We start from the raw sequence: 20,452 nt of genomic DNA on the forward strand, positions 1-20,452 counted from the left end.
AACACCTCCCAGTACCAGCCGGCGCTGGGAGAACCCGCCCTCCACTAAAGCCGGGGCGATTCACCAGGCTGGGTCACCGACCCCGCTCACGGCCTCACCGACAACCAGCAGCTCAACGCCCTCGGCAACGGTGTGCTGCCGCTGCAAGCAGCAGCCGCGATCAAAGCGTTGGCCGCCGGATCGGGCTAGGGGCGCCGTCGGATGTTCTGGGGGCCTTGCTCGTCCGCCGGAAGGCTTCAGTGGCGGGTCTTACGGGCAACGATCAGATCGCGGTCGATGGCGTGGTCGACGCGGTGACGGAAGCCGTGGAGGTGCTCGCTTTCCACCACTTCGAGGCCCTCCCTGGCGAGGATGGATTCGAGCTGCGAACGTGTCGTCTGACGGGTGTTCCATGCGAGGCCGATTGCACCTCCCGTTCGGAGAACGGTTGCCCAGCCCGTCGTCGCCTCTTCAAGCAACGCAGAGGGGTCTCGCGAGAGTCCGGAGCGGGAGCTGGTTGCGCCGTGATGAATCCCGTAGGGCGCGTCGGTCACGATCAGGTCGAAGGCTCTACCGCTCACCACGTCGGCGGTGTGCAGCGTGTCGGCCGTGATGACGTCGAGCGATTGCACGGCTCCCGCCCTGTATGCCGTCTTGGACTCGGCGAACTGAGCAGAGAAGCGGCGACCCAGAGTCTTGCCTTCTCGGCGCACTCGCGACTCGTGAAGGGCGTGCTTGAACCGTTTGTCCTTCAGCCACCGGCTGATGAACGCCGCATAGGTGTCGATGTCCCCGCGGTCGATGTCAATGCCGCAGGCGTCCCACCCGTACATGATCGCCTGGTTCAGTGTGGTACCACGACCGCACAGCGGGTCGAGGACGCGAAGCTGTCGTTTGAGGTACGCGTCAGCTGAGTTCAAAGTCGCGGCTGTGACGTTCATGAGGAGCTTCGTGAACTGCTCGTTGGTCTTGCCCCGATACTTCAGGATCGAGAGCAGGTCGTGGTCGTAACGATCCAAGGGTCTGCCGGCGACGGGCATCAGCATTTCGTCGTGAACGGCGAACAACACGTAGGCCGATGACAGGTTCGCAAGGCAGTCCAGGTCACGTTCGGTCAGGCCTTCGGTGGAGAACCGCAGGCACTGAGCGGCCCCGACCGTGCTGACGCGAACGTTCCCGATGGCACCGTCGATCAGGAACTCATCGAACACGCCTATCTCGGCGCGGAGCATGTTGACGGCGTTCTCGGAGTACACGCGATTCGCCGAGGGCTCGAGAAGGATGGCGAACTCCTGCTCACGTGCCGCGCTCAATACTCGTTCGTAGGAACTCGCGCGTCGTGCATCGGTCATACTTCTCATCCCTCCCCTCGCTCTGGATCAAATTGATGGGTCAGACGGACCGCTGCGATCGCGGATCGCTCGGCGTGATGAGTTTGTCGAGCGTCCGCAGGCACAGGGTGAGGGCTTCGTGTTTCGTCGCCCTGCGGGTGGCTGTCATCGACCACGCCGCGTCGAGAAAGTGCCAGAGCAGGATGTGTATCCATTCGGGAGACAGAGTGGGGTCGATCGTGCCGTCCGCGTGCCCTCGCTCCACGAGTGCGAGCAAGTCGGCGTCCATGTCGTCCAGGGTTTCGAGGTCATCGCCCTGAGTGAAGTCGCCGTAGGCCACCGCGATCAGCTCGTCCAGCTCGAAGTACTCCTGGCACACCCTCATCAGGGCCTCGTTGCCGGTGCCTTCTTCCGGACGGGCGCGTTCTGTGGCTCTGGTGACCTGCTCGTCAGCCAGCTCCTGCAACGCCTCAATCAAGTCGGAACGTTCGGGGAAGTAGCGGTGCAGCGTGCTGCGCGCGGTGCCGGCGGCATCGGCAATCGCCGCCATCGAGGCCGCGGGGTCACGGCGAAGCATCTCCACCGCGGCGTCGAGGATCGCTTGGCGGGTGCGGGCCATCGACTGGCTGCGGTCACGCCTGATCGGTTCCTGCATGCGATTCATGGACAACAGTGTAGTCCACAGCGACAGTGTGATCTATCATAGGACAGAGTGACCTACGAGAGGTTGCCGTACTGCACGACTTGAGAGGTCTCATCTATGACGAAGGCGCAGGCCACGTCTCGCGGCGAGCGCAGGCAGTATCCTGCCGTGCTCTCGCCTTCCGGGAGTGACGGTTACGTCGGCGGCTTGACTGGCGCCGCCGAGCCCGCGACGGCCGTTGTCCCGCGGCTGCCGATGCTGCGTGTGGAGCGCCGAGCCGTTTGGTGGTGGATGCTGCGTGCCGCGGTCCGGTGGGGAGCGCTGTTGGCGGCGCTGGTCGTCGCAGCCGTCCTGTGGGACGACGGCCGGCCTTGGCTGATCGCCCCGATCGTGGCCGCGGGAGCCGTCCTGCTCGCCAAGATGCTCGTTGAGCCGTGGTGGCGTTATCGCGTCCACCGCTGGGAGGTCGCCGAGCACGCCACCTATGCCACCAACGGCTGGCTGGTCGTGGAGTGGCGGGTCGCTCCGACCTCGCGCATTCAGACCGTGGACGCGGTGCGTGGGCCGATCGAGCAGTTGCTGGGCCTGTCGACGCTGCGAGTGACGACAGCCTCGTCTTACGGCTCGATCGACATCAACGGACTGGACCAGCGGACGGCGCAGGAAGCCGTCACTCGTCTGTCTGCGGTGGCGGAACTGACGCCGGGAGACGCGACATGAGCGTTCTTGCATCCCCGGCTCACCCCCAGCGCTTGCCGCGCAACGACGTGCAGTGGCGACGACTGAGCGTCCGCGTCATCTGGGTCGACCTCGTCCAGGCTGTGCTGTCTCTGACCCCTGGGGCCATCGCGGTCTGGATCGTCGGCGTGACGCCTTCTGTGGGCAACCTCTGGCCGCTCGCATTGATCGCTCTGCTCGGGCTCGTCGGAGCCGTCGGCGACGCCATGCGGTGGTTCTTCACGACCTATCGCCTCACCGACAACGAGGTTCAACGCCGCACCGGAGTCTTCGTCCGCCGCTCGCGTGCCGTCCGACGTGACCGCATCCGCAGCGTCGATGCCCACGCCAAACTGCGCCACCGCCTCGCGGGACTGCGGGTGGTGACGATCGGCGCAGGCCAGCAAACCAGCGCACGAGAGGCAGCATTCAGGCTGGACGCCTTGACGCGAGCCGATGCCGAGAAGCTGCGCGAAGAACTGCTCGGCACAGAACGCGCCCCCGCTGGCACGGGCGGCACCCACGGGACCGATCCCGTCGCCGGTCCACATGTGTTCGCGCGCCTTCGCCCCTGGTGGGTCGTCTACAACATGTTCACGATCTGGGCTTACCTCATGGCCGCAGGACTGCTGTGGGGCGTGTTCTGGCTCGCGTCCACTTTCGGGGTCAATCTCTTGTCCTTCGCGAGCGATACCGCATCGAACCAAGGACTGGGCCTGGTGACGACGATCGCCATCATCGTGATAGGAGCCGGCGCACTCGGCGTGATCGGACTGGGAGTCAACTTCTTCACGGCCAACTGGAACTTCGAGCTCGCGCGAGTTCACTCCGGCAACAGCACCTTCCTGCGAACGCGTCGCGGCCTGTTCAGCACCCGAGAGGTCAACCGCGACGAATCCCGGATGCGTGGTCTCACCATTGACGAGCCGTTGCTGTGGCGGTGGATGGGGATGGCAGACACCAACCTCATCACCACCGGCCTGGGGCTGTGGTCTGCTGAGCAACCCACCGCGCTCGTGCCACGAGGTCCGATCTCGGTCGCACGACACGTCGCCGTTCGCGTGCTCGGGGAGCCCTGCCCGCTGATGGTGGCTTTGCCCCGTCACCCACCGGCGGCACTGCGGCGGCGTCTCTGGTGGGCGACCGGAGTGACGATAGGAGGCCTCGGCTTTATCGCCTGGCCGGTCTGGGCTGGCGTCGCGCCAATCTGGACGGTCTGGATCGTTCTGTCGCTCTGGCCGGTCTCCATGGCGTGCGCCGTCGTCGCCTACAGGGCGCTCGGGCACGCGATCGACGGCGACTACGTCATCACGCGCTCTGGCCTGCTCAGCCGCTCGACATCCGCGCTACGGCGTGACGCCGTCAGCACGATTGCGGTACGCCAGTCGATCCTGCAACGCCGACTCGAGCTGAGCACGGTATCGGCCATGACAGCAGCAGGGTGGGGCATCTACGAGACACCAGATGTCGACGCCAACGAAGCGTTCCGCTTTGCGGCTCAGGCGGCACCAGGACTGCTCGATCCTTTCATCGAGTCGGGACGATGAGTGGCCCCCTGAATCACCGGTGCTGCCGGCCTTGCTCTCCTGCGCGAACAAGAGCAACTGAAGGAGCAACGATCGGGACACCGCGGGTGGCTGAGAGGTCGCCGCGTGACCGAGCCGTTTAGGGCAGGCGGCTGTGACGTCTGGACCGCGGGATCAGGAAGGACGGGACTTCAGTCCGTTGCTCGCCCGTACCAGCAGCGTGCATTGTCCGGTGGGGCCCATCGCCTATGACTGCGTGAAACTGATCTTCGTCCGCCACGGTTCGGCGATTCTGCTCAGCGAGTTCGGCGAGAAACCCGTCGCGGTCGGCGATGTCGTCATCCTCGGCGCGAATACCTTGTGTGGGAGCGAACCTGAAGGTTCGATCACGGTCACGACCCTCTATCTGGATCGTGACTATGTGATCGATCAGGTGTTCTGGCAGCACGCCGCCCTGCTGTCCGACCGTCTCGACGCCCAGGACTTCGCCGCCGAGCTGTACTCCGAACCCGCGCAGATACTCCACCTCGGCGAGGACCGTGCCGGAATGCTCATGCCGTGGCTCGACGAACTCGTCGCCCTCAGCCTCAACGGCATCTCGTCGGATCGGTTCTACCGGATGCAAGCGCTACTGTTCGCGGTGCTCGACGTGATCACGCCCTACGTGAGGACGACCGCGGTGCGCCGATCAGTGACCCAGTGCCGGGTAGCGCATCCGAGTCCTCCGCGCCGTCGTGAGTTCGCGCCATTGCGAGCCGAGGCACGGCAGGCCGTCGAACTCTTGCGTCACGAGCCCGCCGAGCGATGGACGCTCCAGAGCATCGCCGATGCCGTGCATCTATCGCCCTCACAACTCGGCCGCGTGTTCGTAGATGCCTATGGCAAGTCCCCGATGACGTACCTGGTGACCATCCGCGCGGAGCATCTCGCTCGGTTGTTGCGTGAGACCGAGCTGCCGATCGAGGAGGCGATGCGACGGGTCGGCTGGTACAGCCGAGGTCACGCCGCTCGGATGTTCCGCCAGGCCGTGGGCGTCACCCCGACGCGCTACCGGGAACTGAGCCGACAGAAGACTGCCGCCTGAGCAGGGCCAGGACGGCGGCGATACAGATCGCCGCAACCCCGATACGAGTATCCGCATCATCGCCGGCCTCGGCGCCCGGGACTGCTGAGGGGCTGATAGTCCGGTACGGACTCGTCGGGTTCACCACACGCCTGACGGTCACATCGTCCGTTGTCCGTCTCGTCATTGCTGGTGATCCCGGCGCACCTGATGGTCACCGAGGCCCAGTTCGGCCCGGTGCTCAGGGTATCGGGAGGACACGACGATGGCCACGACACGGGAGCAAGACAAAGCCGCGCGAGAGGCGAAGCTCCACGAGCTCCACGAGCGCCTCGCCTCTGCGGTCGAACAGCTCGTCTCCGGTGAGGACTGGACTCGCGCGCTCGCGTTCGCGGCACAGTTCAGGACCAGATCGTTCTCCAACACGCTGCTGATCTGGGAGCAGCACCAGGCAGCGTTCGAGGCCGGCCTAGTGCCCGCGCCGTTGCCGTCGTATGTGGCCGGCTACAAGCAGTGGCAGAGCCTCGGCCGACAGGTGCAGAAGGGACAACCGGGGTATCAGATACTCGCACCGGTCACCGGCCGCTTCGCCACCGCCACCCCGGCCGATGCGGAGTCGTGGCGACGCCTGAGCAAGGGCGAGAAGCCCCGTGCCGGTGAGGTCGTGCGCACGCGGATGGTCGGCGTCCGCCCGGCCTACGTGTGGGACGCCTCCCAGACCGCCGGCGACCAGATCCCCGAACCACCCGCACCGAAGCTGCTGGAAGGCCAGGCCCCAGCCGGGCTGTGGGACGGGCTCACGGCGCAGGTTGAGGCGGCCGGGTTCACGGTGCTGCGGGTGCCGCACGAGGGCATGATCCACGGCGCCAACGGGATGACCGACTACACCGCGAACACCGTCGCGGTGCGGGAGAACATGGACCCGGCCGCGCAGGTCAAGACCCTCGCCCACGAGCTCGGCCACGTCCTCCTGCATGGCCCCGACGCCGAGGAAGCCCGGCAGCATCGCGGCATCGGCGAGGTCGAAGCCGAGTCCGTCGCGCTGATGATCGGCGCCGCCCACGGGATGGACACCTCCGGTTACACGATCCCGTACGTCTCCACCTGGGCGGCCCGCGTCGACGGCAAAGAGCCGGTGGAAGTCGTCAAGGCCACCGGTGAGCGGGTCCGCAAGACCGCGCTGGCGATCCTGGACCAGCTCGACACCGCGCAGGTCGGTGACGGCACCCCGCCAGGTCTGGACCGTGACGCCGCCCAGCGCGACGCACCCGCACAAGCGCAAGCGTCGCCGACCGTGGAGCCGGCATCGCCGCGGCAGGCGACTCCATCGCTTGAACCGGCCGCCAGACCCGTACCGGTGCCGGCGGTCGAGGGGCGGATGCTGTGATGGCCGAGCACGGCGCCGTCTCGTCGGTCCTGCTGCGGATGAATGCGGCGTGGCCGCTGTCGGCCGCCGCACGAGAGCTCGCGTGCGCGGGGGTGCCGGTCTTCCCCTGCGCACCGTGGGGGAAGCGGCCGGCCACCGAGCACGGGTTCCACGACGCCACCACGGACCTGGATCAGATCGAGGCGTGGTGGCGGCAGTCACCGGGCGCGAACATCGGCGTCCCGACCGGCGCCGCCTCGGGCGCGGTCGTGGTGGACGTCGATGTGCACGGGCCGGTCGACGGGCGGACCGGTTTCGACCGCGCCACCCGCGCCGGGCTGGTGGACGGCTGGGAGCTGCTGGTGGGCACTCCCACCGGCGGGATGCACGCCTACTACCCGGCCACACCCGGCACGGAGCAGCGGTCGTGGCAGGCGGCCCGCGCGGGGATCGACTTCCGCGGCGACGGTGGCTACATCATCGTCCCGCCCTCGGCCCGCTCCATCGAGGGCACCACAGTCGGCTACCAGGTCGAGGAGGTCAACGCCGGCCCCGCCAGCGTGTTGGATGCGGGACGGCTGCGGTACTTCCTCGACCCCCGCCCCACACCCCGGCACGCGCCAGGAAGTCTGGATCGGGGTGTCGATGTCGATGTGTCCCGGCTCGCGGCGTGGGTCGCTGCCCGTGGCGAGGGCGAGCGGAACCGCGGCCTGTTCTGGGCAGCGTGTCGACTCGCGGAGAACGGGCTCCCGGCCTCGGATGCGCTCGATGTGCTCACCACCGCCGCCGGTCACGCCGGGCTCGCCGAGCGCGAGATCACCGCCACGGTGCGCTCCGCCTACCGCACCGTCCGCCGCACCCCCGCCCGACGCGGCGCACGCGATGGGTCATCGCCGGTGCGGGGCGCCTCGCCGCTGGCCGCGACCGCCTGGTTCGACCGCAACAACAGCACCCGCCCGTCAACCGAGTCGTCAAGGGTGCGGGGGCTGTGATGACCACCCCGATCACGAGCAGCACGGTCGCGAGCAGGACCGCCGGGCGCCGGTGGGCGGTGGTGACGGCGGTATCCGGGACGGTGTTCATCGCCGCCGGCGCCTTCTGGCTGTCTTTCACCGCGCTGGCAGACCTCGCGGCCCGAAGCGGTGTCGGTGCCGGGCAGGCGTGGGCGTGGCCGCTGATCGTGGACGGCATCATCGTCGTGGCCACCGTCGCCGTCGTCGCCCTCGCAGGCCAAAGGTCGGCGTGGTATCCGTGGGCGCTGCTGATCGGCGGCGCCGCGGTCTCGGTGACCGCCAACGCCCTCCATGCCGTGGTCGCCGCCGATGCCGATGTGCCCGGGGTGCTGGCCGCCGCAGTGGCGGCGGTGCCGCCGGTGGTGCTGCTGGCGATCACCCACCTGACCGTCATCCTCACCCGACCACTCCCACCAGCCACCGACCCCCTGACTGACACGTGCATGGTCGCCCGTGACCGGGTCGCGCCGGTGGAGCTGCCGACGCAGTCGTCCGTGCCCGTCGAAGCGCCTGAACCGAGTCTGCTCCCGGCGACGCCAGCGCCGGTGGAGGACGCCGCTGATGGGAACAGCGCGCCAGATGCCCCACCGCCGGTGGTCGAGAGCCCCCGGCACACGCGGGCCGGCGGCACGCGCTCGGACCGGCGTGAGCGCGCCGCGAGGTTGCGTGAGCAGGGGTGGTCGAACAAACGCATCGCCCGCGAACTCGGCGTGCACCCGTCCACGGTCGGCCGCTGGTTCACGCCCGCGCACCTTCCCGACAAGCAGACCGTCGAGGAGGCGAAGACACCATGACCACCCCCACCGACCACTCCCGTCAACGGTACGAGCGCCGGCAGAACCCACCCGAGCCGACCAAGGAACACTCGGTTCAAGAGGGCCCGGAGAAGGCGGGGACGCCGGAGGCGGTGCAGGCCGCAAAGGTCGCCGCGCGCAACCGCGGCATGAACACGAAGAGCGTGGACGATGCGCGGCGGGTGCGGGGTGTGGAGTGGGTGCGGCCCACCGATCTGCTCGCCCGCCAGTCCGCGACGGTGGCGGGTCGGGGTATCGACTTCGAGGTCGAACTCGCTCGCCGCACCCGCAACCTCACCGGCCACATCACGCAGACCAGCGGCCGCGGTCTCGGTAAGGCCGCGCAGACGATCAGTGAGCGGGCGCGGCGGCTGCCGGATGTCTCGGAGTTCGGCCGCGGCAGCCGGCACCAGTCGTGGGTGAGCCGTTCGGGGATCGGGTTGGGGTGACCTGACATGCGCACCCCCATCATCACGTCGCCGTCGCCGTCCCTGACGGTGGTGTGGGGACGCGCGTGCACCTACCTGTCAGGAGGTGCCAGACCATGACCACGACAACACCCACCCACTCGCACATCGCTGACGGCGAGGGTGCTGAGGACTTCACTACCAGCGACGGGTTGCGGACGCTGCTGCACCGGCTCCACGCCGCGGGAGCGGGCTCGTGGAGCCATGATCCGGTGGCCGCGGAGCTGATGGCCCACACCGCGGCCAAGTACGAACCCCTCGCCCGCAAGCACGGCCTGGACCCGTGGGAGGCCGCGTCGGCGGCGTTCAAGGTGATGATCACCCGCGCCGCCCGTGAGGCACGCGACCCGTGGGCGGTGATCACGCACGCGGTGCGGATCACCTGCATTTTCGAAGAACGCGCCCAAGGACTGCTCTGCTCGGTCCACCAAGCGAGGCGCCCGCACGTCTCGGCGTTTCATGACCCGGAGCGGTTCTCCGACCGGGAGAACGCGCTGACCGACTATCACCCGGCTTTCCACATCACCGACACCCACAACCACGACGACGGCGCCGACGCGGAGACGGACGCTGCCGGGGCAGGCTTCGATGATGGTGGGCACGGCTCGGATCGGGCGTGCATGTCCGCGGGGTCGGCGGCCGAGGACGCGATCGCGCTGTTCACGCTGTTGGGCTGGGACCCGGCCACCACCAGGGCTGGGGTGGAGCATGTCTGCGGGGCGCTGACAAAGACCGGCACCCGCCAGGCCGCCTACGAGGCGCTGCGGCGGGACAAGCACGCCCGCGCGCTGCTGGACATCCCGCGTTCCTCGTGGGCGGCGCTGCTGCGCGCCTTGTTGGGCAACCCGCACCCCGCCTACGCCGCCACGACCGCGGGGCGGGGTGTGCTGCTGCGGCTGCTGATCGGCGAGACCGTGCCGGTGCTGCTGCGCGATGACGACCTCATCCTGACCATCTCCCTGGCCGCACCCGGCCAGCACGAGCCTGGTGGTGATCGGTCGTGACCGCACCGGCCGGGTACATCGAGCTGGAACGCACCGTTGACTCGATCCGGGTCGGGCGCCGGCACCGCACCGCGTTCGGGGACATCGACGAACTCGCCGCCTCCATCGACCGCGACGGGCTGTTGCAGCCGATCACCATCACCCCCGACGGGGCGCTCGTGTGCGGAGCCAGGAGGCTGGCGGCGATCAAGCAGCTCGGCTGGCGCAAGGTCAACGTCTGGGTCCGCAGCGGGATCTCCGACCGCCTCGGGCACCTGCTGGCCGAGCAGGACGACAACGTGCTCCACAAGCCCCTGACCCAGACCGAGGCCGCCGCCCTGTATCGGGAGTTGAAGACCCTCATGGCCGAGGATGCCGAGCGTCGCGACGCAGCGACCCGGTTCACTAGCGAATATCAGCCCGGAGTTAACGGGGGTGGAAAATTTCCACCCCCGTTAGGCGGGCCGCGCGGGAAGTCCCGCGAGCAGGCGGCGGCCATGATTCCTGGCGGCGCCTCGTATAAGACGCTGGAGAAGATCGGCTACCTCGAACAGATCGCCGAGGACCCCGCCCAACCCGCTGCACTCCGGGCACAGGTGGTCGAGGAGCTGGAGCGGATCGACTCCGGTGCTGCGGTCGATCCGATCTACCGGCACATCCGCGGCCTCGCCGAGGCCGCCCAGGAGCAGCGTGAGACCGACTTGCATCAGCTCGCTGCCGACGCCCTCGCCCGCGCGAAGGAGATGAAGACCGGCAAGCGAGCAGCACGACCTCGGCCGGTGCCCGACAACGACGGTGAGCCAGTCCGGTATCCGGTGCGGGCGTTCGTGCTCACCTGGGGCGAGCTCGCTGACTGGTGGACCCACTACGACGCCGAACACCTCGCCACCGAGCTGAGCGATGAGCAGATCGAGTCGTTCCTGACCACCGCCGAGGGCACCAGCCGATTCGCCGAGGAACTGCGCACCCTGCGCGACCGCGACACTGCCGACGACGAGCCAGTGTCCGCGCGCGCCCATCTGCGCGCCCTCTGACGGCCACCCCGCCCTGCCCCTGCCTGGGTTGGTGGCGGGAGCGCACCTGGTGGGCATGAAGACTCCCGACCTCTCCGAACCACGGACCCGCCGCCGAGTCATCGCCGCCCTCACCGCGGCGGTCATCGTGCTCGTGCTCTCCGGTATGGGCGTCTACGGCCTCCTGGCCGGACCACCCAACCCGGACCGGGACGATGACGGTGGCCGCCCTGAGCCGAGTATCACCACGCCCTCCGGTCCGGTGCCCACCACGACACCGCGGCTGCCGGTCGTGCGGGCCTCGGATGATCCGGAGACCTTCGCCCGCAACGTCGCCACCGCGCTGTTCGAGTGGGACACCGCCAGCGGGTTCATGCCCTTGGACTACACCAGCGTGGTCCTCGACGTCGGCGACCCCACCGGCACCGAGCAGGCCGGGCTCGCTTCCGACATCGCCGCCTACCTCCCGTCCCGCGATGCCTGGCTGGAGCTGCGGCAGTACGCCACCGCCCAGCACATCTCCATCGACAACGCCTATATCCCCGACTCCTGGGCGACCGCGGTCGAGCAGGCGCAGCCGGGGCAGCTCGCCGAGGGCACGGTCGCGGTCACGATCGAGGGCACCCGCCACCGCACCGGGCTGTGGAACGACGAGCAGGTGACCTCCGAGCACGCGGTGGCGTTCACGGTGTTCGTGGTCTGCGGCCCGACCTACGAGACCTGTCATCTGCTGCGGCTGTCCCAGCTCGACAACCCCCTCCGATAGGTCGGTGACATGTCGTGTTGAAGAAGCTCGCCATCGCCGCCCTCGCCCTGGTCTTCCTCGCCCCCTCACTGGTGCTGATCGGGATCGGCGTGGTGATGAACCCCGCCCTGAGCGCCACGGGCTCCTGCACCATCCCCGGCGGCTCGAACGTCACGGTCGGCGACGTCCCCGACGAGCTGGAGGTCACCGCGGCGAATGGTGAGACGTTCACGCTGAACCGGACCCAGCTCACCCATGCCGCGACGATCATCGAGACCGGCAACAGCATCGAGGGGATCACCCGCGATGGGCTGGTGATCGCGTTGATGGCTGCACTGACCGAGTCCACGCTGCGGATGCTGTCGAACACGAGCGCCTATCCCGAGTCGGCGGACTACCCCAACGACGGGGACGGCTCCGACCACGACTCCCTGGGCCTGTTTCAGATGCGCCCCCAATCGGGCTGGGGCACGGTCGCGGAGCTGATGGACCCCGTCTACCAGGCCGAGGCGTTCTTCGGCGGACCCACCGGCCCCAACCACCCCTCACCGCGGGGGTTGTTGGACATTCCCGGGTGGGAGGACATGGACAAGGGCGAGGCCGCCCAAGCCGTCGAGGTCAGCGCGTATCCGGACCGGTACCGGAACTACGAGCCCGTCGCCGAATCCATCCTGACCACCCTCACCACTACAACAACGGCCGGCACGGACGCGTCTGGCGGCGATGCTGTGGTCCCGGCTGCGCAGACGACAACGGCGGGCACGTCGCGGGTGGTGTTCCCGATGCCCGAGGGCACCTGGGTGCTCACCAGCGAGTACGGGCCGCGGGTGCATCCGATCACCGGCGAGGACTCCTTCCACACCGGCACCGACTTCGCCGCCCCCGACGGCACACCCCTCTTGGCTGCCGCGGACGGGACCGTGACGGTCGCGGAGTTCTCCGGCGGCTACGGCGGCCTCATCGTCATCGAGCATCAGATCGATGGCGCCACGATGGCCACGGCGTATGCGCACATGTGGGAGCACGGCATCCACGTCCAGGTCGGCGACCAGGTGACGGGCGGGCAGCACATCGGCGACACCGGCAGCTCCGGCAACAGCACGGGGCCGCATCTGCATTTCGAGGTCCGCCTCGGCGGCACCGACGGTGAGCACACCGACCCCGCCGCCTGGCTCAACGCCCACGACGCCGCGGACCTCCCCGAGCCCGAGACCGGCGCACCCGACGGCGACTGCGAACCCAGCAACGGCACACCGGGTGGTGAGCCGGACCCCTTCGACGGCGACCCCGACAGGATGGTGGACGATCCGACCTCGGATGGGCAGATCACCGCGCGGATGCTGCACCTCTACACCCAGACCGTCGCCGCGTTCCCAGACACGAGCTGGTCCTGCTACTCACCCCGCCCCGGCACCGTCTCCGAACACCCACTCGGCCGAGCCTGTGATGGGACGTTCGGCAACGCCATCGGCGAGCGCCCGACCCCGGAGCAGCGCGAACTCGGGTGGGAGGTGACGAACTGGATGAAGGACCACGCCGAGACGCTGGGGGTGGAGTATCTGATCTGGGACGGCCTCATCTGGTCGGCCGCCCGCGACGCTGAGGGCTGGCGACCCTACGACGGCGGCGGCATGCACGATCCCGACAGCATCACGGGCTCGCACGCCGACCACCTCCATGTCACCGTCCGGGCTGGGAGCTGATCGGGCATGGACGTGTTCCCCGACTTCGACGGCCTGGGAGGGATCGGTGACCTGCGGGAGGTCATCGGCGCGCTGCTGACCTTCGTGCTCATCATCGCGGTGCTGATGCTGATCGTCTGCGCGATCGTGTGGGCGCTGTCGACCGCGAACGGCCACCACGCCGCCGCTACCAAATCAAGGATCGGCGCCTGGACCGCCCTGGGCACCGCGGTCCTGGCCGGCGGCGGGGTGGCGTGGCTGAACTGGCTGATCGACCTCGGCCAGCAACTCTGAATCACGCCCCACCAGCCGACCCCTCATCGGCTCCGCCCGTGTGGGGCGGGCGGTGCACCTGATCGACGAGAACGCTCATCTCGCCGACGCCCCGAAGGAGCACCCCGCTATGACCGTCCTGAGCCTGATCACCGAAACCACCGCCGTGGCCGCCACCGCACTGCCGGCCGTGCTGCCGATGGACATCAACATCGACCCCAACGACTCCGGCCTGCCTGGCATCAGCCAGCTCCGCACCATCGTCGGCGCGGTCATGACGATCGGCCTCATCCTCTCCGTCCTGGCCTTGATCATCTCGGCGATCGTGTGGGGCTTCGGCGCCAACTCCTCCAACCCTCACCTGGCGGGCAGGGGGAAGATCGGCGTCCTCGTGAGCTGCGGCGCCGCCGTGATCTGCGGGGCGTCGGTGACGCTCATCAACTTCTTCTGGGACGTCGGCCAACAGGTCTGACCCCACCCACTCGACTCTGCTCGTTTAAGGAGTGATCTGCGGTGGGTGTGTGCGATATCCCCCTCGTCTCGACCGTCTGCGACACCGCCGGCGAAGCCGCCGCTAGCCTGGTCTCCGCCCCGTTCGACTGGCTCGCCGGCGCGATGGGCGCCGCCGCTGGCTGGTTATTCGAGGCCGTCTGGTCCGTCTTCGACACCACCACCCTCGTGGATGTCACCAGCGACGAGTACGTGGCGGTCTACAACATCCTGTTCGGCATCGCCGTGTTCGTGATGCTGCTGTTCTTCTGCCTCCAGCTCATCACCGGCCTGATCCGCCGCGACCCCACCGCACTGTCCCGCGCGGCACTCGGCCTCGCGAAGTCGGTGCTGGGGTCGTTCGTGGTCATCACCCTGACGGCTCTGTTGTTGGAGATCGTCGATCAGCTCTGCATCGGGATCATCCAAGCCGCCGGCGAGACCACCGAGTCGATGGGCGACAAGATCACCCTGCTCGCCGCGGGCCTGGTGGGGATCAACATCGCCGCACCCGGCGTCGGCGCGATCATCACGATCTTCCTCGCCGGGCTGGCGATATCGGCCGCGGCGATCGTCTGGCTCAGTCTTCTGGTGCGGAAGGCGCTGCTGCTGGTCGCGATCGTCCTGGCACCTTTGGCGTTCTCGGGGGCGTCGTGGGATGCCACGAAGGGGTGGATCAGCAAGTGGGCGATGTTCGTCATCGCCCTCATCGTCTCCAAGCTCGTCCTGGTGGTGATGTTCCTCGTCGCCATCACGCAGGTCTCCGCACCGATTGACGGGGACCTGGCCTCGGTGGCTGACCCGATCGCGGGGATCGTGCTCATGGCGATGGCCGCCTTCGCGCCGTACATGACTTACAAGTTCCTGAACTTCGTCGGGTTCGACATGTACCACGCCATCGGCTCGGAGCAGGACGCCAAGAACGCCCTCAACCGGCCCTTCCCCACCCCCTCGAAGCCGCAGGGCGGGAATGAGCCGAAGAAGGTCCTCGACGACAGCAGTGGGGACAAGGGCGACAACGGTGGTGGTGGGAAGAAGCCACCGGAGCCGAAGAACCCGAAACCGCAGGCATCCAGCGGTGGTGGGTCACCGGGGGCCGGTGGTGGGAAGGCGGCCGCTAGCAGCGGCGCCGGGGCAAGCGGTGGAGCAGGCGCCGGTGCCGGTGCTGGCGCTGGTGCTGCGGCGGCGGGGCCTGCGGCAGCGGCCGTGGTCGCGGCGAAGGTCGCCAAGGACGCGGCGACCGCCGGACCCAAGGCCGGCGCGGCCCTCGGTGGGCATGGCGAGGCCGCCGCCGACTCCGCGGGCCAGGCCGGCAGCACCCCACCACCGTCCGCGCAGGCGCCCCCGCCATCGACGCTTCAGCCCAAGGCGCCCACGGGCGGGTCGTCAGGGGCGAAGGCGCGGCCGCCGAAGCAGCCCCCGCCGCCGGCCCTGAAGTCGACCGGGAAGGAGTGAACCCGCCATGCCTACCAAGCAGAACGAGTCCGCCTCGTCGTCATCGGAGTTGGTGCCGGTGAAGTTCTCCCGCCTCACCCGCCGCGGGGTGTTGTTGGGTCTGTCCCTGTCGCAGCTCATCACCCTCGCCACCGGCGTCCTCTCGGTGGTCGGGGCGCTGTATGCCGGTGGCGGCGTCCTGCTCGCCTACACCGCCCCCGTCTGGGTACTCGCCGCCGCTTTGACGTGGATACCGATTACCGGACGGCCCGCGGTGGAGTGGCTGCCGGTCGCGTTCTGGTGGCTCTGGCGTTCGACCGGCGGACAACTGGCCTACCGGCGCCGAGTCGCCACACCTCGCCCCGTGGGCACGCTTGCGTTGCCGGGTGACATGGCGCGACTGCGGGAGTACACCGACCCCGAAACGAACGCCGGGATGATCCATGACCCCCACGCCCAGACCCTCACCGTGGTCTGCGAGGTGTCGCATCCGGCGTTCGTGCTCCTCGACCCGGGCGAGCAGGAACGCCGGGTCACCTCCTGGGGCCGCGTCCTGGCCACCGTCTGCCGCTCCGGACGCATCGCCACCCTCCAAGTCCTCGAACGCACCCTGCCGGACTCGGGCACCGGTCTCGTGGAGTGGTGGGAAGCCCACGGCACCGCCGACGACACCTGGGCCGCGACCACGTACGCCGAGTTGATCGACCGCGCCGGACCCGCCGGCGAACGGCACGCCACCACCCTGTCGCTGTCGTTGGACATGAAGAACGCGGCACGGCAGATCAGAACCGCTGGTGGCGGCATCCGCGGCGCCGCCGCCGTCCTGCGCCAAGAGATGAGCACGCTCGTGGCCGCTCTGCGGTCGGCCGACCTGACACCTTCGGGCTGGCTGAGCCCGGGTGAGATCGCCGTGATCCTGCGCTCGGCCTATGACCCGGCGATCGCCGCCACGTTGGAGCGCCACGGCGAACTCGGCCAATCCCTCGCCACCGCCGGACCCGTCGCGGTCAACGAAACCTGGACCCGCCTGCGCACCGACTCCGCCCACCACGCCGTGCTCTGGGTCTCCGAATGGCCCCGCTCGATGGTCTACCCCGGCTTCCTGTCGCCGGTACTCCTCTCGACCGGCATCCAACGGAGCTTTTCGCTGATCTGCACCCCAATGCGCTCCGACCAAGCCGCACGCGACATCCGCAAGAAGAAGGTCGAGCACATCTCCGATGCCGCGCAGCGGGCGAAGATCGGGCAGATCGAAGACGCCTCCCAGACTGCGGAGTATCAGGACGTGCTCCAGCAGGAAGCCGACCTGACCGCCGGCCACGGCATCCTGCGATACACCGGCCTCATCTCCGTATCCGCACCCACCGTCGAGGAACTCGAAACCGGAGTGGCAGCGATCGAACAGGCTGCCATCCAAGCCTCCTGCGAAACAAGGTTGTTGGTCGGCCAGCAGGCGGCGGCGTTCACCTCCGCCGCGCTGCCACTGTGCCGTCGCGTCTGACCGTGCACGGGCGCCGGCCCCCGGCCCAGTCATGGCGGTGGCGTGGTGCGTGCACCTGAGGGGTGAGCCCGAACCACGGGCTCGCCCCTCTCTGTTCGCCCACCGTCTTGGAGACTGTGATGCCCACGTTCCACGACCCGCTCGCCGATGCGGCCGAAGCCTCCGAAGCACTGCCGGGCCTGGCCCACGCATCCCGCGTGTTCGATGACCCGGCGGACACCTACCGGGTGTTCGGTGACCTCGTGGCGGGGGTGCGGTCGCTGCGCCAAGTCCTCGACCAGCTCGCCGCTACCCACCTGAACGCGCGGGATCGTGCGTTCGACGATGACGGCAACCCGGCCGCGGGCGCGGCGTCCGCGCTGGCCGCGGCCGATGAGCTGCACCAGGCCGGCACGCTGCTCGATCAGGCCTACGACCGGCTCGACGCGGCGTTCTCCCACTCCGGGAGGATCGCCTGGCACCCCGAACCGGTCATCGATCGAGAAGCCGCGCGGGAACGGCTGGCCGCCCGGCTCGGCGGCGACCCCGAGACCACGACCGTGCAGGCAGGGACGCTCACGTTGACGGTGTGGCCCGATGCACCGGTGGGTGAACACCAGCGCTACGCCTACCGGATCGCCGACACCACCACCGGGCAGGAGCTGGAGGGCCGGGACCTGTTCACCGGCGCCGGCACCCCCGTCGACCCCCACCACGCCATCCGAGACCTCGCGACCTTCCTCAGCGCCGCCGGTCAGGCCCGCCAGTACGCGCTCGACCACCCTGGGAGCAGCCCGGAGCACGAGGGCCTGTTCCCGGCGTGGGTGGCCGAGGCCGCCCGCACCAACACGGACGCCCTGGCCGAGCTGAGCGAGCACACCGGCTCCGAGCCCGAACAGGCGGTGGGGCGGCGCTGGCTCAACGTGGCCTTCCTCCAGGGCGAGGAGGCCGATGCGGTACTCGATCTGATCGACCGCGACGGCGCCGAAGCGGCCATCGCGCACCTGAGCGGGTACGACTATGGCGAGGAGACCACCCAGGCGGCCTTGGAGAACGGGTACGTCTACGACGACAAGCCACCCACCGGCAGCACCGATCGGACCGTGACCACCGAGGGATACGCGCTGACCTACAACCACGGCCTTGGGCATGTGGGCCTGTACCGGGAGTTCGACACCCCACCAGACCCCGCATTGCACGAGGTCCAGCGGCCGGCCTCGGCGGTCGTCAACGAGCAGCCACACCACGCGCCCGCACCGGCTCGGGAGGCGCCGGCTGCCCAGCGCGCCGCCCTCGGCGCGGACCGGGACTGGTACGCCAGCCCAGCCGGCACCATCAGCCAGTCCGGGCGAGGACTGTCACTATGACCGGCGAAGGAGACGAGCGGGAGCGGCTGCACACTTCGGTCCTCGTCGCCCCCGCCAAGGAGCGCCGCCGGCTGCGCAAGCAGCGCCGGAAGGCCGCGGCGAGGCTCCAAGCCGAACAGCACGCCGCCGAGAAGGCCGCCGCACGCGCGAAGGTCGAGGCTGAGCGGGCCGAACGCCGCGCCGCCCGCTACCTGCCCGCCGCCGGTGAACCCGGCCCCGCCGCGCTCAGATCGCCGGGGAGGTTTCGCCTCCCGCGCCACCAGGACACCTCGGCGACCCTCGCCGGGGCGTATCCGTTCGTCGCCGAAGGCGGCCTGGGCTCCGACGGGGTGTTCGTCGGCCAAGACCTCTACTCCGGCGGGTCGTTCGTCTACGACCCGTGGGTCTTGTATGCCCGCGGGATCATCACCGCGCCCAACGTCGTGCTGGCCGGGATCGTCGGCTCCGGCAAGTCGAGCCTCGCCAAGAGCCTCTACACGCGCAGTCTGCCGTTCGGTCGCCGCGTCTACGTCCCCGGTGACCCGAAAGGCGAGCACACCGCGGTCGCCGAGGCCGTCGGCGGGCGGGCGATCGTCCTCGGCCACGGACTGAACACCCGCCTCAACCCTCTCGACGAAGGCCACCGACCGGGCGGGCTCAGCGATGAGCAGTGGACGACGACCGTGGCCTCGCGGCGTCGTGACCTGATCGGTGCTCTGGCCGAGACGGTGCTGGCGCGGGGGTTGACGCCGTTGGAGCACACCGCCATCGACCTCGCCCTCACCACCACGGTGCGGGACAACGACGTGCCGATCCTGCCGATGGTCGTCGACCATATCCTCAACCCCAACAGCTCACATACGGACGCTGACGGCAGGTTGGCCGAGGACGGCCGGCTCGTCGGTCACGCCCTCCGCAGGCTCGTTGCCGGTGACCTCCAGGGGCTCTTCGATGGCCCCTCGACGGTGGCCTTCGACCCGTCGCTGCCGATGATCAGCCTCGACCTGTCCCGCGTCACCGAGAACAGCACCCTCATCAGCGTGCTGATGACGTGCTCCAGCGCGTGGATGGAGTCCGCGCTACTGGACCCAGCCGGCGGTCAGCGGTGGGTGATCTACGACGAGGCCTGGCGGCTCATGTCTCACCCGGCGCTGTTGAAGCGGATGGATGCGCACTGGCGGCTCGCTCGTCATTACGGGATCGCGAACATGCTGATCTTCCACAAGCTCTCCGACCTCGACAACGTCGGCGACCAGGGCTCAGCCATGCGCTCCCTCGCCAACAGCCTGCTGGCCAACGCGGAGACCCGGATTGTCTACCGGCAGGAATCCGACCAGCTCGGACCCACCGCGAACGCGCTCGGACTGACCGGCACCGAGCAGAAGTTGCTTCCGTCGCTGGGGGTCGGGCAGGGGTTGTGGCGGATCAAGGATCGCTCCTTTGTGACCCAGCATCAGCTCCACCCCGCCGAGTTGGGACTGTTCGACACCAGCTCTCGGCTCACGCAGGGGGTCATGTGATGGCGTCGACGAAGCCACGCCGCACCACGTGGCAGGACCCCGCCGAGTCCCCGGTGCTGCTGCCGCACGTCGTCGTCACGGTTGCTGAGAGCGGAACGTTGGACGTCGCCGTCGACGGCGCACCGTTCCCGCCACCACAGCAGGATTACGCGTGGACGCGCAGCACCTTCGGCGAGCTGATGGATGCCGTCACCGCCGACCGCACCATCACTGTGCGGATCGAGGTCCGAGAGAGCGACGGGTCGGTGTTCACTGACCTCATCCGCGCCCGCAAACCCAAGCCACCGGAGCCGCCGGGCGCCTCGTCTCCGGAGCCCGACGGCAGGCACTCCAAGAATCGCCGGAAGGCGCCGGAGCTGGTTGAGGTCACCGGTGAGGGGTTCGTGCCCGGTGAGGACATCGCGGTCGCCGTCGTCGTCGCTCACACCGACGCCACCGGCACCGGCCACGCCCGCGCCCTGATCGACATCGACCACCTCGCTCCTGTCCTAGCCGGCGGCACCGGTGAGGTCGTGCTGCTGGGCCGGGTCTCGGGCACCCTGCACATCCGGCGAGTTCCACAATGAGCGGGCAGCGGCAGACCGGGAG

At 68.9% G+C, this 20,452-nt stretch carries 20 protein-coding genes; 18 read left to right on the forward strand and 2 right to left on the reverse strand.

The genetic code is table 11. From position 1 onward, the window contains the following. Nucleotides 1-236: 236 nt before the first annotated feature. Both ONR57_RS09065 and ONR57_RS09070 read right to left on the reverse strand, forming a co-directional pair. Nucleotides 237-1,331, reverse strand: a complete 1,095-nt coding sequence (locus ONR57_RS09065; protein WP_265122912.1) for a TRM11 family methyltransferase — start codon at nt 1,329-1,331, stop codon at nt 237-239. 40 nt (nt 1,332-1,371) lie between these two features. Beyond that, nucleotides 1,372-1,974, reverse strand: coding sequence for a TetR/AcrR family transcriptional regulator (locus ONR57_RS09070; RefSeq protein WP_265122914.1), 603 nt, complete (start codon nt 1,972-1,974; stop codon nt 1,372-1,374). Nucleotides 1,975-2,070: 96 nt separating this feature from the next. Between ONR57_RS09070 and ONR57_RS09075 the strand changes: the two genes are divergently transcribed. The 18 genes from ONR57_RS09075 (at nt 2,071) to ONR57_RS09160 (ending at nt 20,430) form a co-directional block, all read left to right on the forward strand. Continuing rightward, entirely contained in the window at nt 2,071-2,673 is a 603-nt protein-coding gene (locus ONR57_RS09075; protein WP_265122915.1) for a PH domain-containing protein, read from the forward strand. Beyond that, nucleotides 2,670-4,217, forward strand: a complete 1,548-nt coding sequence (locus ONR57_RS09080) for a PH domain-containing protein (RefSeq protein ID WP_265122916.1) — start codon at nt 2,670-2,672, stop codon at nt 4,215-4,217. The genes ONR57_RS09075 and ONR57_RS09080 overlap by 4 nt, the downstream gene beginning before the upstream one ends. A 133-nt stretch (nt 4,218-4,350) precedes the next feature. Further along, complete coding sequence (locus tag ONR57_RS23300; RefSeq protein WP_265122917.1) at nt 4,351-5,280, forward strand: AraC family transcriptional regulator; 930 nt, start codon at nt 4,351-4,353, stop codon at nt 5,278-5,280. Between the two features lie 244 nt (nt 5,281-5,524). Continuing rightward, the gene (locus ONR57_RS09090) at nt 5,525-6,646 is read left to right on the forward strand and encodes an ImmA/IrrE family metallo-endopeptidase (protein WP_265122918.1); all 1,122 of its coding nucleotides are present in this window, start codon (nt 5,525-5,527) and stop codon (nt 6,644-6,646) included. Then, nucleotides 6,646-7,617 (forward strand): bifunctional DNA primase/polymerase, encoded by a 972-nt coding sequence (locus ONR57_RS09095; RefSeq protein ID WP_265122919.1) that lies wholly within the window; start codon nt 6,646-6,648, stop codon nt 7,615-7,617. Before ONR57_RS09090 ends, ONR57_RS09095 begins: the two co-directional genes overlap by 1 nt. After that, the gene (locus ONR57_RS09100) at nt 7,617-8,432 is read left to right on the forward strand and encodes a DUF2637 domain-containing protein (protein WP_265122921.1); all 816 of its coding nucleotides are present in this window, start codon (nt 7,617-7,619) and stop codon (nt 8,430-8,432) included. The genes ONR57_RS09095 and ONR57_RS09100 overlap by 1 nt, the downstream gene beginning before the upstream one ends. Next, complete coding sequence (locus tag ONR57_RS09105) at nt 8,429-8,881, forward strand: hypothetical protein (protein ID WP_265122923.1); 453 nt, start codon at nt 8,429-8,431, stop codon at nt 8,879-8,881. The genes ONR57_RS09100 and ONR57_RS09105 overlap by 4 nt, the downstream gene beginning before the upstream one ends. Nucleotides 8,882-8,976: 95 nt before the next feature. Further along, nucleotides 8,977-9,903 (forward strand): hypothetical protein, encoded by a 927-nt coding sequence (locus tag ONR57_RS09110; protein ID WP_265122924.1) that lies wholly within the window; start codon nt 8,977-8,979, stop codon nt 9,901-9,903. Next, nucleotides 9,900-10,916, forward strand: a complete 1,017-nt coding sequence (locus ONR57_RS09115) for a ParB N-terminal domain-containing protein (protein ID WP_265122925.1) — start codon at nt 9,900-9,902, stop codon at nt 10,914-10,916. The genes ONR57_RS09110 and ONR57_RS09115 overlap by 4 nt, the downstream gene beginning before the upstream one ends. A gap of 55 nt (nt 10,917-10,971) precedes the next feature. After that, complete coding sequence (locus ONR57_RS09120) at nt 10,972-11,661, forward strand: hypothetical protein (RefSeq protein WP_265123030.1); 690 nt, start codon at nt 10,972-10,974, stop codon at nt 11,659-11,661. Nucleotides 11,662-11,675: 14 nt separating this feature from the next. After that, nucleotides 11,676-13,343: a M23 family metallopeptidase gene (locus ONR57_RS09125; RefSeq protein WP_265122927.1), complete on the forward strand. Its 1,668-nt coding sequence runs from the start codon at nt 11,676-11,678 to the stop codon at nt 13,341-13,343. A 6-nt stretch (nt 13,344-13,349) separates the two neighbouring features. Beyond that, a complete protein-coding gene (locus ONR57_RS09130) occupies nt 13,350-13,616 on the forward strand; it encodes a DUF6112 family protein (RefSeq protein WP_265122928.1) in 267 nt (88 codons plus the stop codon). 178 nt (nt 13,617-13,794) lie between these two features. After that, nucleotides 13,795-14,067, forward strand: a complete 273-nt coding sequence (locus ONR57_RS09135) for a DUF6112 family protein (protein ID WP_308198675.1) — start codon at nt 13,795-13,797, stop codon at nt 14,065-14,067. Nucleotides 14,068-14,108: 41 nt separating this feature from the next. Beyond that, entirely contained in the window at nt 14,109-15,539 is a 1,431-nt protein-coding gene (locus ONR57_RS09140) for a conjugal transfer protein TrbL (protein ID WP_265122930.1), read from the forward strand. Between the two features lie 7 nt (nt 15,540-15,546). Next, the gene (locus tag ONR57_RS09145) at nt 15,547-17,019 is read left to right on the forward strand and encodes a PrgI family protein (RefSeq protein WP_265122931.1); all 1,473 of its coding nucleotides are present in this window, start codon (nt 15,547-15,549) and stop codon (nt 17,017-17,019) included. A 119-nt stretch (nt 17,020-17,138) separates the two neighbouring features. Then, entirely contained in the window at nt 17,139-18,365 is a 1,227-nt protein-coding gene (locus tag ONR57_RS09150; RefSeq protein WP_265122932.1) for a hypothetical protein, read from the forward strand. Then, nucleotides 18,362-19,864 carry an ATP-binding protein gene (locus ONR57_RS09155; RefSeq protein ID WP_265122933.1) on the forward strand — a complete coding sequence of 501 codons (1,503 nt, stop codon included), beginning with the start codon at nt 18,362-18,364 and terminating at the stop codon, nt 19,862-19,864. The genes ONR57_RS09150 and ONR57_RS09155 overlap by 4 nt, the downstream gene beginning before the upstream one ends. Further along, the gene (locus ONR57_RS09160; protein ID WP_265122934.1) at nt 19,864-20,430 is read left to right on the forward strand and encodes a hypothetical protein; all 567 of its coding nucleotides are present in this window, start codon (nt 19,864-19,866) and stop codon (nt 20,428-20,430) included. Before ONR57_RS09155 ends, ONR57_RS09160 begins: the two co-directional genes overlap by 1 nt. The last annotated feature ends 22 nt before the right edge of the window (nt 20,431-20,452 follow it).

Origin of the sequence: Hoyosella sp. YIM 151337, from assembly GCF_026041215.1 — a bacterium.
Lineage (GTDB): Bacteria > Actinomycetota > Actinomycetes > Mycobacteriales > Mycobacteriaceae > Hoyosella.

Bases quoted from the DNA above. Each gene is read 5' to 3' on its own strand.
- ONR57_RS09065 (WP_265122912.1), bottom strand. From the start codon at position 1,331: ATGACCGATGCACGACGCGCGAGTTCCTACGAACGAGTATTGAGCGCG.
- ONR57_RS09070 (WP_265122914.1), bottom strand. From the start codon at position 1,974: ATGAATCGCATGCAGGAACCGATCAGGCGTGACCGCAGCCAGTCGATG.
- ONR57_RS09075 (WP_265122915.1), top strand. From the start codon at position 2,071: ATGACGAAGGCGCAGGCCACGTCTCGCGGCGAGCGCAGGCAGTATCCT.
- ONR57_RS09080 (WP_265122916.1), top strand. From the start codon at position 2,670: ATGAGCGTTCTTGCATCCCCGGCTCACCCCCAGCGCTTGCCGCGCAAC.
- ONR57_RS09090 (WP_265122918.1), top strand. From the start codon at position 5,525: ATGGCCACGACACGGGAGCAAGACAAAGCCGCGCGAGAGGCGAAGCTC.
- ONR57_RS09095 (WP_265122919.1), top strand. From the start codon at position 6,646: ATGGCCGAGCACGGCGCCGTCTCGTCGGTCCTGCTGCGGATGAATGCG.
- ONR57_RS09100 (WP_265122921.1), top strand. From the start codon at position 7,617: ATGACCACCCCGATCACGAGCAGCACGGTCGCGAGCAGGACCGCCGGG.
- ONR57_RS09105 (WP_265122923.1), top strand. From the start codon at position 8,429: ATGACCACCCCCACCGACCACTCCCGTCAACGGTACGAGCGCCGGCAG.
- ONR57_RS09110 (WP_265122924.1), top strand. From the start codon at position 8,977: ATGACCACGACAACACCCACCCACTCGCACATCGCTGACGGCGAGGGT.
- ONR57_RS09120 (WP_265123030.1), top strand. From the start codon at position 10,972: ATGAAGACTCCCGACCTCTCCGAACCACGGACCCGCCGCCGAGTCATC.
- ONR57_RS09130 (WP_265122928.1), top strand. From the start codon at position 13,350: ATGGACGTGTTCCCCGACTTCGACGGCCTGGGAGGGATCGGTGACCTG.
- ONR57_RS09135 (WP_308198675.1), top strand. From the start codon at position 13,795: ATGGACATCAACATCGACCCCAACGACTCCGGCCTGCCTGGCATCAGC.
- ONR57_RS09145 (WP_265122931.1), top strand. From the start codon at position 15,547: ATGCCTACCAAGCAGAACGAGTCCGCCTCGTCGTCATCGGAGTTGGTG.
- ONR57_RS09150 (WP_265122932.1), top strand. From the start codon at position 17,139: ATGCCCACGTTCCACGACCCGCTCGCCGATGCGGCCGAAGCCTCCGAA.
- ONR57_RS09155 (WP_265122933.1), top strand. From the start codon at position 18,362: ATGACCGGCGAAGGAGACGAGCGGGAGCGGCTGCACACTTCGGTCCTC.
- ONR57_RS09160 (WP_265122934.1), top strand. From the start codon at position 19,864: ATGGCGTCGACGAAGCCACGCCGCACCACGTGGCAGGACCCCGCCGAG.